Source organism: Catenulispora yoronensis (genome assembly GCF_039531695.1).
In the GTDB taxonomy this organism is placed as follows: domain Bacteria; phylum Actinomycetota; class Actinomycetes; order Streptomycetales; family Catenulisporaceae; genus Catenulispora; species Catenulispora yoronensis.
Map to the genome: position 1 here is coordinate 25,501 of NZ_BAAAQN010000067.1, position 15,275 is coordinate 40,775.

General features: G+C 70.3%; 11 protein-coding genes. 5 read left to right on the forward strand and 6 right to left on the reverse strand.

What is annotated here, in order from left to right:
• Positions 1-207: 207 nt before the first annotated feature.
• The gene (locus tag ABD481_RS38350) at positions 208-1,287 is read right to left on the reverse strand and encodes an inositol-3-phosphate synthase (RefSeq protein WP_344670790.1); all 1,080 of its coding nucleotides are present in this window, start codon (positions 1,285-1,287) and stop codon (positions 208-210) included.
• Positions 1,288-1,410: 123 nt separating this feature from the next.
• Complete coding sequence (locus tag ABD481_RS38355; protein ID WP_344670791.1) at positions 1,411-2,016, reverse strand: PadR family transcriptional regulator; 606 nt, start codon at positions 2,014-2,016, stop codon at positions 1,411-1,413.
• 392 nt (positions 2,017-2,408) lie between these two features.
• On the opposite strand from ABD481_RS38355, the gene ABD481_RS38360 reads away from it, so the two are divergent.
• The 5 genes from ABD481_RS38360 to ABD481_RS38380 all read left to right on the forward strand — a co-directional run bounded on the left by ABD481_RS38360 (position 2,409) and on the right by ABD481_RS38380 (position 11,391).
• Positions 2,409-5,411, forward strand: coding sequence for a transglycosylase domain-containing protein (locus ABD481_RS38360; RefSeq protein ID WP_344670792.1), 3,003 nt, complete (start codon positions 2,409-2,411; stop codon positions 5,409-5,411).
• Positions 5,412-5,473: 62 nt separating this feature from the next.
• Positions 5,474-7,000 carry a glycosyltransferase family 87 protein gene (locus ABD481_RS38365; protein WP_344670793.1) on the forward strand — a complete coding sequence of 509 codons (1,527 nt, stop codon included), beginning with the start codon at positions 5,474-5,476 and terminating at the stop codon, positions 6,998-7,000.
• A gap of 261 nt (positions 7,001-7,261) precedes the next feature.
• Entirely contained in the window at positions 7,262-8,485 is a 1,224-nt protein-coding gene (locus ABD481_RS38370) for a mannosyltransferase family protein (RefSeq protein WP_344670794.1), read from the forward strand.
• 93 nt (positions 8,486-8,578) lie between these two features.
• Positions 8,579-10,144 carry a N,N-dimethylformamidase beta subunit family domain-containing protein gene (locus ABD481_RS38375; protein ID WP_344670795.1) on the forward strand — a complete coding sequence of 522 codons (1,566 nt, stop codon included), beginning with the start codon at positions 8,579-8,581 and terminating at the stop codon, positions 10,142-10,144.
• Positions 10,145-10,248: 104 nt separating this feature from the next.
• Positions 10,249-11,391 (forward strand): YncE family protein, encoded by a 1,143-nt coding sequence (locus ABD481_RS38380; protein WP_344670796.1) that lies wholly within the window; start codon positions 10,249-10,251, stop codon positions 11,389-11,391.
• A gap of 29 nt (positions 11,392-11,420) precedes the next feature.
• Here the strand turns inward: ABD481_RS38380 and ABD481_RS38385 are convergent, their stop codons facing one another.
• The 4 genes from ABD481_RS38385 to ABD481_RS38400 all read right to left on the reverse strand — a co-directional run bounded on the left by ABD481_RS38385 (position 11,421) and on the right by ABD481_RS38400 (position 15,061).
• Positions 11,421-12,494: an alanine racemase gene (locus ABD481_RS38385; protein ID WP_344670797.1), complete on the reverse strand. Its 1,074-nt coding sequence runs from the start codon at positions 12,492-12,494 to the stop codon at positions 11,421-11,423.
• Positions 12,495-12,656: 162 nt separating this feature from the next.
• Positions 12,657-13,850: a lipid II:glycine glycyltransferase FemX gene (locus ABD481_RS38390; RefSeq protein WP_344670798.1), complete on the reverse strand. Its 1,194-nt coding sequence runs from the start codon at positions 13,848-13,850 to the stop codon at positions 12,657-12,659.
• A 9-nt stretch (positions 13,851-13,859) separates the two neighbouring features.
• On the reverse strand, positions 13,860-14,648 hold the full coding sequence (locus tag ABD481_RS38395; protein WP_344670799.1) for a deoxyribonuclease IV: 789 nt from the start codon (positions 14,646-14,648) through the stop codon (positions 13,860-13,862).
• A 47-nt stretch (positions 14,649-14,695) separates the two neighbouring features.
• Positions 14,696-15,061, reverse strand: coding sequence for a hypothetical protein (locus ABD481_RS38400; protein WP_344670800.1), 366 nt, complete (start codon positions 15,059-15,061; stop codon positions 14,696-14,698).
• Positions 15,062-15,275 lie beyond the last annotated feature (214 nt).

The window sequence follows — 15,275 nt, forward strand, 5'->3', positions numbered from 1 at the left end:
AAAGCTCCTTGCGTTGTGATGCCACGCGGGAGCTTACGCGACACGCCCCGGGCCTGCGGAAGGCCCGGGGCGTGTGGATAAGGCGTAAATCGTCTACGGCCTATGGTCTAGACGCATGCGCGTGGATCTGTCCGATCGGTGCGCATTGAGGTCCGCGACCTGGCTATGTCAGGGTGCCGAACCGGGGCTCGGCACCCGGACTCGCGCTCAGCGCTCGACTTCGCCCTTGATGAACTTCTCGACCGCGTCGCGCGCCTCGTCGTCGAAGTACTGCACCGGCGGGGACTTCATGAAGTAGGACGAGGCCGACAGGATCGGGCCGCCGATGCCGCGGTCCAGCGCGATCTTGGCGCAGCGCACCGCGTCGATGATGACGCCGGCCGAGTTCGGGGAGTCCCAGACCTCGAGCTTGTACTCCAGGTTCAGCGGGACGTCGCCGAAGGCGCGGCCCTCGAGGCGCACGTACGCCCACTTGCGGTCGTCCAGCCAGGCCACGTAGTCCGACGGGCCGATGTGCACGTTGCCGGCGCCGAGGTCGTGCGACAGCTGCGAGGTGACGGCCTGGGTCTTGGAGATCTTCTTGGACTCCAGGCGCTCGCGCTCGAGCATGTTCATGAAGTCCATGTTGCCGCCGACGTTCAGCTGCATGGTGCGGTCCAGGATGACGCCGCGGTCCTCGAACAGTTTGGCCAGCACGCGGTGCGTGATGGTGGCGCCGACCTGGGACTTGATGTCGTCGCCGACGATCGGCACGCCGGCCGCCTCGAACTTGTCGGCCCAGGCCTTGGTGCCCGCGATGAACACCGGCAGCGCGTTCACGAACGCCACCTTGGCGTCGATCGCGACCTGCGCGTAGAACTCCACCGCGGCCTGCGAGCCCACCGGCAGGTAGCAGACCAGGACGTCGGCCTGCGCGGCCTTGAGCACGGCGACCATGTCGACCGGCTCGGCGTCCGACTCCACGATCGTCTGGCGGTAGTACTTGCCCAGGCCGTCGTGGGTGTGGCCGCGCTGCACGGTGACGCCGGTCGGCGGCACGTCGGCGATCTTGATGGTGTTGTTCTCGCTGGCGCCGATGGCGTCGGCCAGGTCCAGGCCGACCTTCTTGGCGTCGACGTCGAACGCGGCCACGAACTCCAGGTCGCTGACGTGGTAGTCGCCGAACTGGACGTGCATCAGACCGGGGACCTTGGCGTTGGGGTCGGCGTCCTTGTAGTACTCGACGCCCTGCACCAGCGAGGCGGCGCAGTTACCGACGCCGACGATCGCTACTCGAACCGAACCCATGGGCGGTTTCTCCTTCTTCTGCCGCACCCGGGGGATTCGGGCACGGGCTTCCTGCATCTCTTTACTGGGGACAGTGGCCGGCCGGGCTGACCGGGCCGCTCAAGCTCTCTGGCGCCAGGGGCGCTAAGAGGGCCGGGGCTCCGGGGAGCCTTGCTGCGGTTGCTGTTGCGGCGGCACCGGGAACGCCTGCTCGTGCTCGGTCCGGATGAGCTCGTTGAGCCATCGGACCTCGCGCTCGGTGCTCTCCAGGCCGTGCCGCTGCAACTCCAGCGTGTAGGAGTCCAGGCGGTCCCGGCTGCGGGCGAGCGAGCCGCGCACCGCCTCCATCCGCTCCTCCAGGCGGCTGCGCCGCCCCTCCAGGATCCGGATCCGGACGCCGGCGCTGGTCCGCCCGAAGAACGCGAAGTGGACGCCGAAGTTGTCGTCCTCCCAGGCCGCCGAGCCGGAGGTGGTCATCAGCTCCTGGAACCGCTCCTTGCCCTCCGCGGTCAGCTTGTAGCTGATCTTGGCCCGGCGCGAGGCGGCGACACTGGCGGTCTGGGTGTCGTCCTCGGCGATCCAGCCGCGGGCGACGAGGTCCTTCAGGCAGGGGTACAGGGTGCCGTAGGAGAGCGCACGGAAGGCCCCGAGCTGCACGTTCAGCTGCCTGCGCAGCTCGTAGCCGTGCATCGGGTGCTCGTGGAGGAGGCCGAGCACAGCCAGTTCCAGGATCTGGGACCGCTTCGCCATGGCCGCTCCTTCCTCACCTGTCCGTCGCCGCGTACGGTACTCGCACCCGGTCGCCTTCGATACATCGTCGGGATACACCGTGCCGATACAGCCGCTCGATGTATCGCTCCGATACATCGAAACCGTAGCCGGTATCCGCGCCGCCGCACAAGTCCCCAGGTGATCGGGATGAATCGGACACAACGCCTCGATCCTGCTCTGCTCACGGGTCGGTGGCGTACCCTGTGCCGGTAGCGCGCCCGGCGGGGCCCCGATCGCAACCGGCTGTACGGTTCCGGGCGTCTCCGCGAGCAAGCCGGCGTGCGGCGGCCGGCGCCGCCGCGCCTGCCGGTCCGCGGGGGTGCGGGGAAAGCGAAGCTGCACCGAGAACTTCAGTGAGGCGGACTTCAGGGATGAGCGAGCACGGCAGTCGACGTGCCGGAGCAGGCGGGTCGCGCGGCGGCGGCCGTCGTTCGGCCAGCGCCGGCGGTGTCGGCGACAAGCTCGAGGGTTTGGCCGACCAGCTCTCAGGGGTGTTCGCCAAACGCGGCGGCCGACGCGGTGCCCGGGACGAGGACTGGGACGACGGCGGCGACGGCCGCGGCGCCCACGACGACCAGTACGGCCAGTACGACCAGGGCGACCACTACGACCGGGGCGGCGACCACGCCACGGTCTCCGGCGGCACCGGCGGCACCGGGGCGCCCGGCGGTCGGCGCGGTCGCGCCCGCGGCGGAGCCCGCGGCGCCCGCGCGGGCGCCGACGGCGGCCTGCCGCCCAAGGACTGGTGGATGAAGTTCATCGACTACCCGCGCTACGGCAAGCGCGGGTGGCGGCACTGGATGCCCTCCATCAAGCAGCTGCTCTCGGTCTTCCTGGCGTTCCTGTTCAGCGTCATAGGACTGGTGGCGTACGCCTACGCCAACACCACGATCCCGAACGTCCACAACAGCATCGCCGCGGGCGACCCGACGATCTTCACCTTTGACGACGGCGCCACCCCGATCACCACGATCGGCATCAACTACTTCGAGGTCAAGGACATAAACCAGATCCCGAAGGTGGTCCAGAACGCCTTCGTGGCCGCGGAGAACTACTCCTTCTGGACCGACCCCGGCGTGTCCTTCTCCGGCGTGGCCCGCTCGGCGCTGAACGACCTGTTCGGCAGCGGCAACACCCAGGGCGGCTCGACGATCACCCAGCAGTACGTCAAGAACGCCTTCCTGACCCAGGACCAGACCCTGGCCCGGAAGATCAACGAGGTCCTGATCTCGATAAAGCTCAGCCACAGCTGGAGCAAGCAGCGGATCCTGCTGGGCTACCTGAACCAGATCTCGTTCGGCCGCGGCGCCTACGGCATCGACGCCGCGTCCCGGCTCTACCTGGGCAAGCCGATCAAGGACGTGAGCGAGAGCGACGTCGGCGCCGCCGCCTTCCTGGCCGCGCTGGTCAACGACCCCAGCAACTTCTCGCACGCGCTGGCCAACCCGGCCGCCCAGGCCGCCAACCCCAAGACCATGGACCGCTTCAAGCGCCGCTACAACGCGATCCTGAAGAACATGTCGGACTACAAGTTCGAGCCCAAGACGGTCACCGACCAGTTCCAGGACAAGCTGCCCAAGGTCGTGGACCAGAAGTCCGAGGACCTGTCCGGCTACAAGGGCTACCTCAAGGACGCCGCCACGGCCTATCTGACGGCGCAGCTCAACACCTACGGCGGCAGCGACCAGCAGACCGCGGAGTTCGCCAACATCGACACGCTGTCCAAGGGCGGCTACAAGATCGTCACCACCTACAACAAGCAGATGATGGACGACTCCGTCACCGCCGCCGACGCGCTGTGGAAGGGCACCTCCGGCGGCGGGGGCGGCAAGCTGAACCCCAAGCACACCTCCGACCACGACGTGCACCTGGCCTTCGCCTCGGTGGACCCGAAGAACGGCTACCTGAAGTCGTTCTACACCGGCACCGACGGCGAGGAGAACTACAGCAAGGACGCCTTCAACTACGCCCTGCAGGGTGGCGTCCAGGTCGGTTCGACGTTCAAGCCGATCACCCTGGCCACCGCGCTGCAGTCCGGCAAGTTCTCCCTGGACAGCACCAAGCCCGGCAGCAACACCGTGCCGCTGTTCCTGCCCGGCGCCACCAAGCCGATCACCTTCCTCAACGAGAAGACGCACAAGGAAGAACTCTGGCCGCCCAACGAGGACGAGGAAGCCGCGCCCAACGGCGTGGCCACCTTGAGCGAGGGCATGGCGATGTCGCTGAACTCGGTCTTCGCCGCGCTGGAGCTGGACCCGGCGGTCGGCCTGCCGGCGGTCTACAACATGGCGCAGGCGCTGGGCATCAAGGAGAACACCACCGACTTCCTGCCGGTCGCCTCGCTGACCCTGGGCACCGCCGAGATCACGCCGATGCGGATGGCCAACGTCTACGGCGCCTTCGCCAACGGCGGCGTCTCGCACGAGCCGATCCAGGTCAAGGAGATCATCGACCAGCGCACCGGCAAGGTGGTCTGGACGCCGCCGGCCGACCGGCGCGGCGCCACCATCAACAAGCAGGTGATCTCGGCCAACACCGCGGCCGGCGTCACCGAGGCGCTGCAGGGCGTGCTGAAGCCCGGCGGCACCGCGTACGGCAACACCGACGCCCGCAAGGTCATGGACGCCGCGGGCGGCAACCTGGCCGGCAAGACCGGTACCACCGACAGCAACCACTCGGCGTGGTTCACCGGGTATTCCGGCACGCTGTCCACGGCGGTGACGATCTTCCGGCAGACCCCGGGCAAGACCCTGGAGTCGATCAAGGGCCTGGGCTACAACGACCAGAGCAAGCGGATCAACGGTATGGACTGGCCGACCACGGTCTGGTCCAAGTTCATGACCATCGAGATGGGCCGGAGCAAGAACTTCGCGCCGCCGTTCGCGCCCTACGCCCCGGTCTGCTCCGGCGTCAGCCAGCTGGTGTCCCTGGGGCAGTCCGTGGCGCCCGGCACGGTGGGCGGCAGCTCGCTGCCCGGCACGCCGACCGGCTCGGAGCCGAACTGCCAGGGCGTGGTGGTGCCGACCCCGACCCCGACGCCCACGCCGACCCCGACCACCAGCAGCAACCAGCCGGCGCCGCCGCCGCAGGACTGCGGGCCGAACGGGAAGTGGGACCCCGGGGCGCAGATGTGCGTGCCGCTGCCGCCGACGAACACCGACACCCAGCCGACCCAGCCGACCGCGACCGGGACGCAGAACACCAGCACCCCGACCGGGCCGACCGGGAATCCGAGCACGTCCTCGTCCCGGTACTGCAAGGCGCATCCGGGCGAACCGGGCTGTGAGTGGTACACGTCCTCGTCGTCCTCGTCGTCGGCACCGACCTCGTCCTCGACGTCGGGCGGTCCGCCGACGTCGACCACGGGCCAGTAGCGCGCCGGGAATCTTGCCGGGACATGCAGACGGGGAACGGCCCGGTAGGGCACGATGTCCGAGTGAGTTCGGACGTGAACGAGGAGGCGGCCGGCTCGTCGGGGGATCCGACGGGCCGGGACGCCCTGGCACCCATTCTTGTCGCCCCCTCGCTCGACGATCCGGTGGTGAACGCCGCCTCGGACGCGCTCGGCGGACCGCTGGGCGTGCGCGCCCTCCGGCCCCGCGTGGGGTCCCGGCGGGCGATCACGACGGTGGCCCGGGTGCTGGTGCTGCTCACGCTGCTGACGCTGGGGCTGGGCGTGGCCCAGCGCTCGCCGTGCTACAAGTCGGCGTGGAACGCCGGCGGCAAGCAGCAGTACAACCACCTGTGCTACACCGACGTGCCGTACATGTACTACGGCCGGGGCTTCGACAAGGGGCTCACGCCCTACCGGCAGACCGACACCGCGACCGGGAACTACGGCCTGGAGTACCCGGTCGTGGCCGGGGCCACCATGGAGACCGCGGCGCTGCTGGCCCGGCAGCTCGGTGACAACACGCCGGACCAGGTGCGCTGGTTCTACAACGTGACCACCTGGTTCCTGGTCGCGTTCTCACTGGTCTGCGTGGTGGCGGTGATCGGGCTGGCCGGACGCAGACCCTGGGACGCGGCGATGTTCGCGCTGGCCCCGGGGCTGCTGCTGACCGGAACCATAAACTGGGACCTGATCGCGGTCACCCTGGCCTCGGTCGGGATGCTGGCCTGGGCCCGCGGCAAACCGGTGGTGGCCGGGATCGCGCTCGGCCTGGGGTCGGCGACCAAGCTGTACCCGGTGTTCCTGCTGATCCCGCTGCTGGTGCTGTGCTGGCGGGCCGGGCGGATGCGGCAGTGGAGCACCTCGGCCGGCGCCGCGGTGGTGACCTGGCTGGCGGTGAACGCCCCGGTGATGATCTTCGCCTACCACGGCTGGAAGTACTTCTTCACCTTCAACGACAACCGCCCGATCGACCTGGGCTCGCCGTGGTTCGCGATCCGCCACTGGTGGGACTGGGAGCCGCCGAACAAGAACGTGGTGATCATCGCCCTGGTGCTGGCCGGCTGGCTGGGCGTGGCGCTGCTGGGCCTGATGGCCCGCCGCCGCCCGCGGTTCGCGCAGCTGGCGTTCCTCACCATCGCGGTGTTCGTGCTGCTGAACAAGGTCTACTCGCCACAGTACGTGCTCTGGCTGATCCCGCTGGCGGCGCTGGCCCGGCCGCGCTGGCGCGACTTCCTGGTGTGGCAGTGCTGCGAGGTCGTGTACTACCTGGCGGTCTGGTACTACCTGGTGTGGCAGTCCGGGCCGTCCAACGGCAACACCCGCGGCCTGCCGGACAACTTCTACGTCTGGGCGATCCTGCTGCACCTGGCCGGCGTGCTGTACCTGATGGTGCAGGTGATCCGGGACGTGCTCGACCCGCGCCGGGACCCGGTGCGCGCCGACGGCGTCGACGACGACCCGGCCGGCGGCGCGCTCTCCGACAGCCCGGACGTGTGGGCGTGGGCGCAGCCGCGGTCGCACCGGGCGCAGCACGGGGCGGTCGGCGAGCCCGAACTGGCCTCGGTGTGAGCCCGGAATGAGGACGTGAGCGGGGGTTCCGCCGCCGTCGCGTCCGCCGTCCCGAACGAACCGAGCGAGCCGGACGAACCGGGTGCGCCCGGCGAACCGAGTGGCATACCGGTCCGCCCGAGGACGCGGTCGGTAGCGGAGCGGGGAACGGGGCGCACAGCGGAGCCGGGAACGCGGCGCACAGCGGAGCGGGGAGCAGGGCGCGCAGCGGAGCGAGGAGCGAGACCGGAAGCTGAAGCCGGATCAGGGCTCAAGCACCTGTTGGGCGCGGACGGCCGGGCTGCGCTGGCGGTGTGGGGGCCGTCCCGGCTGGGGCTGATCGTGCTGGCATGGATCGCCGCCTGGCTGTTCGCCGGCGGCCCGGAGCCGCCGGGGCCGTGGCTGGCGCGGTTCGACCGCTGGGACGCGGGGATCTTCGTCTCCATAGCCCGGGACGGCTATTTCGGCGCCGGCACCGAATCCACACATGTGGCGTTCTTCCCCGGCTTCCCGACAGCGATGTGGTTCGTGCACCTGGTGGTGTGGAACTGGACCGCCGCCGGGCTGCTGGTGTCGCTGGTGGCCGGGACCGTCGCCGTGGTGGCTTTGGGGAAGCTCGCGGGGGACGAGAATCTGGCGCGGAAGCGCGGCGAGCGTTCCGGCGAGGGTTCCAGCGAGCATTCCGGCGCCGCTGCCGAACCGGAGCCGCAGCCGGAACCGCAGCCGGAGCCGCAGCCGGAGCCGGAGCCGGAGCGCGCAGGTGCTCAGGGTGCTGCGAACGCCGCACTGTTCTTCGCCCTCGCGCCCGCGGCCGTGTTCCTGGCCGCCGGCTACAGCGAGAGTCTCTTCGTGGCGTTCGCGTTCCCGGCGTGGCTGGCCGCGCGGCGGGACAGGTGGGTGCTGGCCGTCGTACTGGCGGCCGGGGCGAGCGCCGTGCGGATCAACGGGCTGTTCCTGGCCGCGGCGATCGCGCTGGAGTTCCTGCTCGCCGGACCCGGCCGGCGCCGCCGGGAACAGCTGCCGCTGCTGGTGGTCCCGGTGCTCCCGGCCGCCGGCTACATGCTCTATCTGCACAGCGAGACCGGCGACTGGCTCGCCTGGCAGCACGCGCAGGCAGCGGGCTGGTTCCGGACGTTCAAGGACCCGAAGTCGGCCTGGGACCAGACCTGGCGCGCCGCGTTCGGCGGCACGCAGGAGGGCCACACCGCCTGGGTGTTCCAGCTGGAACTGCTGGCGGTCGTGGCGGGCTTGGCGCTGACCGCGGTGCTGCTGGTCCGCCGCCGCTGGCCGGAGGCCGTCTACGTCGGCCTGTCGTTGTTCGCGCTGGGGACCACCACCTGGTTCATGTCGGTGCCCCGGGCGATGCTGCTGTGGTGGCCGCTGTGGACGATGCTCGCGGCCTGGGCCGTGCGCCGGCCGGTGGTGAAGACACTCTACCTGTGCTGTGCCGCGCCGATCATGGTCGGGGTCGCGGTGCTGTTCCTGTCCGGGCAGTGGGCGGGCTGAAGTCCGGGCCGGCACGGCCGCCGACGGTCCGGTGCCCGTCGCGGACGCGGGCCGCCGCGACGAGTCCGGCGGCGAGAAACTACGATCGACGGCATGTCGAGCCCGTCGAGATTCCTGCGCGATCTGGCCAAGAAGACCAACACGGCCTCGGCCGCGCGCGCCGTGTTGCGTGCCGCTCATGTGAAGGCCGGGCCGAGCAAGCTCGGGGATCCGCGCGCGGGGCTGCCGACGGCGGTGCTTCCGGCCGACGGCAACCGGGTCACGGCTGAGAACGCGCGTCCGGGTTCGGCGGACTGGCGGATGGGCGCGGGGAAGTCGCGGGCCGCGACCGACTACGAGCGCCAGATCAAGGGCTACGCGTCGACCGATTCGGTGGCCGCGGGGTCGTCGATCGACTTCCATGTGGCAGTGGAGCCGGCGGGGGCTTTCACTGTCTCCGTTTATCGGCTCGGGTACTACGGCGGCGCCGCCGGGCGGCGCGTGCTGGTGTCGCCGCGCCTGGAGGCCGGGCCGCAGCCGGTACCGACGCCGGATCCGGAGACCGGGCGGATCGCGGTGGAGTGGCCGGTGGCGTGGACGCTGGATGTGCCCGCGGACTGGGTCTCGGGGACGTACGTGGCAGTGCTCGACAAAGCCGACGGGTTCCGGAACTACGTCCCGTTCGTGGTCCGCGACGACGCCGCGACGGCCGACTTCCTCGTGGTGCTGCCGTCGACGAGCTGGCAGGCGTACAACTGGTGGCCGCGCGACGGCGCCACCGGCCGGAACGTCTACTACGGCTACGTCAGCAAAGATGACGCCGAAGGCGACCCGGCGTTGAAGGCCAAGTTCTCGGCCGATGCGCGAGGCTGGATCTCGAATCCGGCGCGGGCCACGCAGGTGTCGTTCGCGCGGCCTTACTTCGCGGACGGTCTGCCGGACGGCTTCGTCCGCGAGCAGTCGTTCATCCAGTGGGCCGAGGGCGTGGGCTACGACCTCACCTATGCCACCGGCCTGGATCTGCACGCGGGCCGCATCGATCCGTCGAAGTACAAGGGCCTGATCTTCGCCGGGCACGACGAGTACTGGTCCACCGAGATGTACCGGCACGCCGAGGAGGCCGTTACGGCGGGCACTTCGCTGGCGTTCCTGACCGCCAACAACGCCTACTGGCACGTCCGCTACGACGAGGCCACGCGCACCATGTCCTGCTACAAGGGCTTCGAGGACCCGCATGTCGAGGACTTCCCCACCGGCATGTGGCGGGCCGGCGACGGGCATCCGCGGGCGGAACAGCAGCTGATGGGCGTGCAGTACAGCGGGATCATCAAGGGCCGGCTGCCGCTCGTGGTCCGCGAGTCCGGGCACTGGTTCTGGGCCGGGACCGGGCTGAAGGACGGCGACGAGCTGCCGGGCCTGCTCGGCGGCGAGGCCGACTCGCTGTTCGAGGCGATGCCGAGGGCGAAGGCGGAGGAGCAGGCGCTGCTGACGGCCTCGCCCTACACGATCTCGAACGGGACGCGGTTCGTGCAGAACACCAGCGTGTACCGGGCGCCGAGCGGGGCCTGGGTGTTCACGGCGGGGACGTTCCTGTGGCCGTTGGCGCTGGGGCATCCGACGTACCAGGACAAGCGGGTGACCAGGGCGATGGCGAACTTCTTGGGGCGGGTGCGGGGGTAGGTTCATATCCGGGGATCATCCGATCGGATGATCCAAGCCGGGGTCGGGCTGGGTGATGCTGGAAGACAGCGTTATCCGTTCGACAGGCCCGGGAGGTGGTCACTATGCGCATCGCGAACGGCAGGCGTCGGCTGCTGGCGGGCGTGGTGCCGCTGCTGGCCGCTGCCGCGCTGGTGGCCGGATGCTCGTCGACCACACCGGTCACACCGGCCACGCCGAGCGCTCAAAGCGCTCAGAGCGCACCAACCTCCCCTGTTTCCGAGCCGGCCTCGGCCTCCGACACCGATGCGCTCCTCGTCGCCGACTTCGGCGGCACCACAGTCACCTTCGTCGACCCCGCGCGCGGCGCGACCGGCACCGTGGAAGTCGGCACCGCTCCCTACGGCGTCGCGGTCGGCCCGGACGGCCGGGCGTGGGTGGCCACGGCCGAGGCGGTCGCGGTGGTCGACACCCGGGAACGGAAGCTGCTCGCGAGAATCCCTTACGGCGTCGACACCGGGCGCGCCACGTACGGCGAGTACCGGGGCGGCGGCATGGGTATCGCGATCACGCCCGACGGCTCCCGCGTGTTCGTCGGCGTCAACGTCCCCGGCGCGGACGGCGTCCTCGTGGCGATCGATGCCCGGACGAACGCGATCGTGGGCCAGGCGGCGACCGGACGGCGGCCGTTCGACGTCGTCATGGCGCGCGACGGGGCCGAGGCCTACGCCGTGGACCACGACTCCTACGACGTCACCGCCGTGCGCACCACCGACCTGGCGGCCCGCCGCATGACCGTGGCGCCGTACGGCACGGCCGGCGGCCTCGGCGGCTGGCTGAAGCCGCACTACGCCGAGGTCCGCGCCGACGGCCGCCTGCTGCTGCCCTTCGAGGGCGAGCGCCTGGCGGTGCTGGACCCGGCCACCGGCGGCGTGCGGGTGGAGCCGATGACCGCGGGCACGCACCAGCACGGCACCGCCCTGGCCGCCGACGGCCGGCTGCTGGTCGTCGGTACCGGGAGCGACGGCACGGTCGACGGACCGGCATCGCTGACGGTGCGCGGGCCGGACGGCCAGGAGCAGGTCTACAAACTCGACGGGGCGCACGAGGACGTGGCCGTGAGCCATGACGGGCAGACCGCGTACGTGAGCGGCGGGTTCACCCGCGACGGCTACTGGAACGGGATCACCGTCGTCGACCTCGGCACTGGCGCGACCCAGCGCTTGGACGTCGGAGAGCGGCCGCTCGGGATCGTGGTGCTGGGTTAGGCCTAGGGGATCGTGGTGCTGGGTTAGGCCTAATCGAAGACGACCCGGTCGAAGTGCGTCATCACCGGACTCACTTCGAGCGCCAGCTCGTCCCCGACCGCCGGCGGCGTCACCCCGGCGGGCACGAACAACACCGAAACCTGCATGTGCGGCGGCTCGGCGAACCACAACGTCTTGCCCTGCCAGGCGAACGGCGACATCGTCCGGTTGAGCAGCGCCAGGCCGTTGCGCGCCACGTACTTCGCGCGCGGCGCGAGCCCGCCCAGGCCGCGGGGGAAGTTCTTCGGGTTCTCCAGGCCGACACCGTGCGCGGTGCCGCCGGAGGCAACCACCAGATACCCGTCGCCGCGCACCTTGTTCTGCCGGTACCCGAACCGGTCGCCCTTGCTGACCTTCTGCACGCTGTGCACCGTGCCGCGCGCCTGCAACGCTTTGCGGTCACCGAGCCAGAGCTCGGTGCCGATGCGCGGACGCACCGCAGTGCCGGGGTAGCGCTTGGCCAGAGTGCTGATCTCCTCGGGCGACAGGTGGCTGACGTACAGGGTCCGCACCGGGATGGCGGCCGCCACCAGCGCGTCTATCCAGTCGCTGACCTCACGGACAAAATCCCGGCCGCCGCGGCCGCCGCCGACGCGGTTCAGCGGCATGTGGACCGAGAACCCTTCGAGGCGGACCTGGTCGGACTCCAGCGCCTCGGCCAGCTTGGGGATCTCGGACTTGTCCAGCCCGAAGCGGCGCATCGCGGTCATCAGGTCCACCACGACCCGGCGACCCGCCAGGGCCTCCAGCGCCTCGACGCCGGCCGCGGTGCGGATGACCCGGTCCGGCAGGTCGTGCACTTCCTCGCCGGGCAGATACGGCATCAGCACCAGCAGGCGGCCCGAGTAGTGGTTCTTGGCGACCTCGGCCTCGGCGGCCGTGCCGACCGCCGTGATGTCCACGCCCCGGGCGGCCAGCTCGGAGGCCGCCTCCATCAGGTCCGGCAGGCCCAGGCCGTAGCCGTTGACGCCCTTGACCACCGGCACCAGGTCGGGGTGCCGGGCCAGCACGCCGTCCTGGTGGGCGCGCCAGCGGTCGGTGGCGACGTGCAACGTCAGCGACAAGGTGCCGACTCCTTAGACAGAACGAGCAGAACGGATGGTCGGGCTGAACAGTCGGGCTGAACAGTCAGGCTGTGCAATCGGGCTGAACAGTCGAGCCGAGCAGCCGAGCCGAGCGGTCGAGCTGTGCAGTCGAGCTGTGCGGTCGGGCCGATCGAGCGGAGCTCAGCGCCGCGCCATGTAGAGCTCGAAAGCCCGGTGCAGCAGCGGATTGAGCGGGTAGTCCCATTCGCCGAGGTACTCCACGGCCTGCCCGCCGGTCCCCAGCTTGAACTGGATCAGGCCGAACAGGTGGTCCTCCGGGTCCAGCGTGTCACTGATGCCGCGCAGGTCGTAGACCTTGCACCCGGCGGCGTGCGAGTCGCTGAGCATCCGCCACTGCACGGCGTTGGACGGCCGCAGCTCCCGCTTGTGGTCGGCCGAGGCTCCGTAGGAGTACCAGGCGTGGTCGCCGACGGTGACCAGGGTGGTGGCGGCGAGCAGTTCGCCCTCGTGCCGGGCCAGGTACAGCCGCAGCCGGCGCGGGTCCTCGGCCTCCATCGCCTTCCACATCCGCTGGAAATAGGCCAGCGGGCGCGGGGTGAAGTGGTCGCGGTGCGCGGTCACCTCGTAGAGCTTGTGGAACTCCGGCAGATCGTCGTAGCCGCCGACGGTGACCTCGACGCCGTTCTTCTCCGCCTTCTTGATGTTGCGGCGCCACAGCTGGTTGAAGCCCTTCTGGACGTCGTCCAGCGCGCGCGGCTCGCCCGCGTCGTCGACCAGCCGGAGCTGGAAGACGTAGCGGGGCTGGAAGTCGCCGAAGCCGGCGCCGTCGGACTCTTTGCGGGACCAGCCGGTGGCCCGCAGCGCCTCGATGACGCGCAGCGCCGCCGGGTCCTCGAAGTCGGGCTTGATGTCCTTGAGGCGGACGCCGCCCTTCGCGCTCTCGGTGTCGGCGATCGCCTTCTTCAGCGTCTCGGCGTTCCAGCGGCGCGAGACCAGCTGCGGGCCCATCTTCACGGTGAACGCCCGCTGCTTGCGCAGGTGCTTGAGCAGCGCCTTCAGGGCCTGCCCGGCCTCGGGCTCGGTGAGGTCCAGGATCGGCCCCTCGGGCAGGTAGGCCAGGGAGCGCCGCAGCACCGGCAGCTTGTCCCGCTTGGGGATCGGCAGGTCCCGGTACAGCACCAGGCCCGCCCCGACCACCCGGCCGCTGCCCTCGTCGACCCAGCCGACGGACTCGGCGCGCCAGTCGGTCTTGAGGTCACCCCAGGACGGGCATTGCAGGAAGCTGACGGAAGTGGCGGCGTTCTTCTCGGCCGCGCGCTCCTCGATGAACGCCACATGCTCCTCGCGGCTCAGTGTCCGCACCCTCAAGACCATGGGGCCACCTTATGCGACGCGCTCCCGGAGAAACTTGATGTCCACCGCCTGTGCCTCGGTCCCGTTGGGGGTCTCGCAGATCGCGTCGCAGCCGGCTTCGGTGATCACCTGCGCGATCAGGTCCGCCGGGTCGATCTCGCCGGCTCCGAAGTTGGCGTGCCGGTCCAGACCGGAGTCGAAGGCGCCCTGCGAGTCATTCGCGTGGATCAGGTCGACGCGGCCGGTGATGGCCTTGATGTCGGCGACCGCGGACTCCAGCGGGATGCCGCCCGCGAAGGCGTGGCAGGTGTCCAGGCACACGCCGACGCCGCTGTGGCCGACGGCGTCCCAGAGCTTGGCGATCGCGTCCAGGCGCCGGGCCATGGCGTGGTCGCCGCCGGCGGTGTTCTCGATGAACACCGGGCAGTGCTGCTCCAACTGGTCCACGGCCTTGCGCCAGTTCTCGAAGCCGGCGTCGGGATCGTCCTTGGCGGTGATGTGCCCGCCGTGCACGACGACGCCGTGGGCCCCGATCTCGGCGGCCAGCGTCACGGTCTGCTGGAGCAGTTTGCGGCTGGGGATGCGGATCCGGTTGTTCAGCGAGGCGACGTTGATGCCGTAGGCGGAGTGCACGTACAGCCTCAGGTCGGCGGCCTCGGCGGCGGCTTTCAGCGCGGCCGCGCCGCCGGGATACGCGACGGTCGGCGCTTTCCACGACTGCGGGTCGCCGAGGAAGATCTGGACGGTGTCCGCGCCGCGGGCCACCGCCTCGGCGACGGGGTCTTCCTGGTCGACGTGGGAGCCGATGCGCATAGCCATGCCGTCCACGCTAACGGCTCGGTCCGACACCGCGGCCGCCGACAGGGCTACCAGAGCCCGCCGTGGTGGATGTGGAAGGCGAACGCCACCGCCGCCAGGCCGATCGCGCACACGTTCACCATGCGCTCGTAGGTGGTGTCCGACGTCAGCTGCGCGTACAGCCCGACGAGGATGCCGGCCAGCGACACCCAGCCGCCGACGATGTGCGCGGCGGGCCAGGCGATGAGCACCGCGCCGATCACGGCCAGCACGACAGCGGCGGCCGAAAGGGCCATTTCCTGAGTGTGCGAGCCGATGTGGAACCCGGGTCGCTCGTGCGGGTCCAGCGCGTAGTCGGCGGCCGTCGATCCGGGGTGCCCGGCCACCTCGGGGCCGTAGTCGCCGGTGCCGGCGCCGGGGGTCGTCTGTGTCATTGCCTGCCACCTCGCTCACCTGTGCATAACGGATCACTGACGGTGATCGCACCAGTACCCAGCTTGCGATGATCCGACGCGGATTTCAATCCGGACGACGCGCCGGGGTACTCTTGACCGTTCCCCGAGTGTGTCAGTCCGCCCGAGTAGCGTGCCGCCAGGCGAGCTACCAGGAGCGGGCACCGACTCGGCGGAGACGCGCAAAACCCTCCTG

Bases quoted from the DNA above. Each gene is read 5' to 3' on its own strand.
- ABD481_RS38375 (WP_344670795.1), top strand. From the start codon at position 8,579: ATGTCGAGCCCGTCGAGATTCCTGCGCGATCTGGCCAAGAAGACCAAC.
- ABD481_RS38395 (WP_344670799.1), bottom strand. From the start codon at position 14,648: ATGGCTATGCGCATCGGCTCCCACGTCGACCAGGAAGACCCCGTCGCC.
- ABD481_RS38380 (WP_344670796.1), top strand. From the start codon at position 10,249: ATGCGCATCGCGAACGGCAGGCGTCGGCTGCTGGCGGGCGTGGTGCCG.
- ABD481_RS38355 (WP_344670791.1), bottom strand. From the start codon at position 2,016: ATGGCGAAGCGGTCCCAGATCCTGGAACTGGCTGTGCTCGGCCTCCTC.
- ABD481_RS38350 (WP_344670790.1), bottom strand. From the start codon at position 1,287: ATGGGTTCGGTTCGAGTAGCGATCGTCGGCGTCGGTAACTGCGCCGCC.
- ABD481_RS38360 (WP_344670792.1), top strand. From the start codon at position 2,409: ATGAGCGAGCACGGCAGTCGACGTGCCGGAGCAGGCGGGTCGCGCGGC.
- ABD481_RS38390 (WP_344670798.1), bottom strand. From the start codon at position 13,850: ATGGTCTTGAGGGTGCGGACACTGAGCCGCGAGGAGCATGTGGCGTTC.
- ABD481_RS38400 (WP_344670800.1), bottom strand. From the start codon at position 15,061: ATGACACAGACGACCCCCGGCGCCGGCACCGGCGACTACGGCCCCGAG.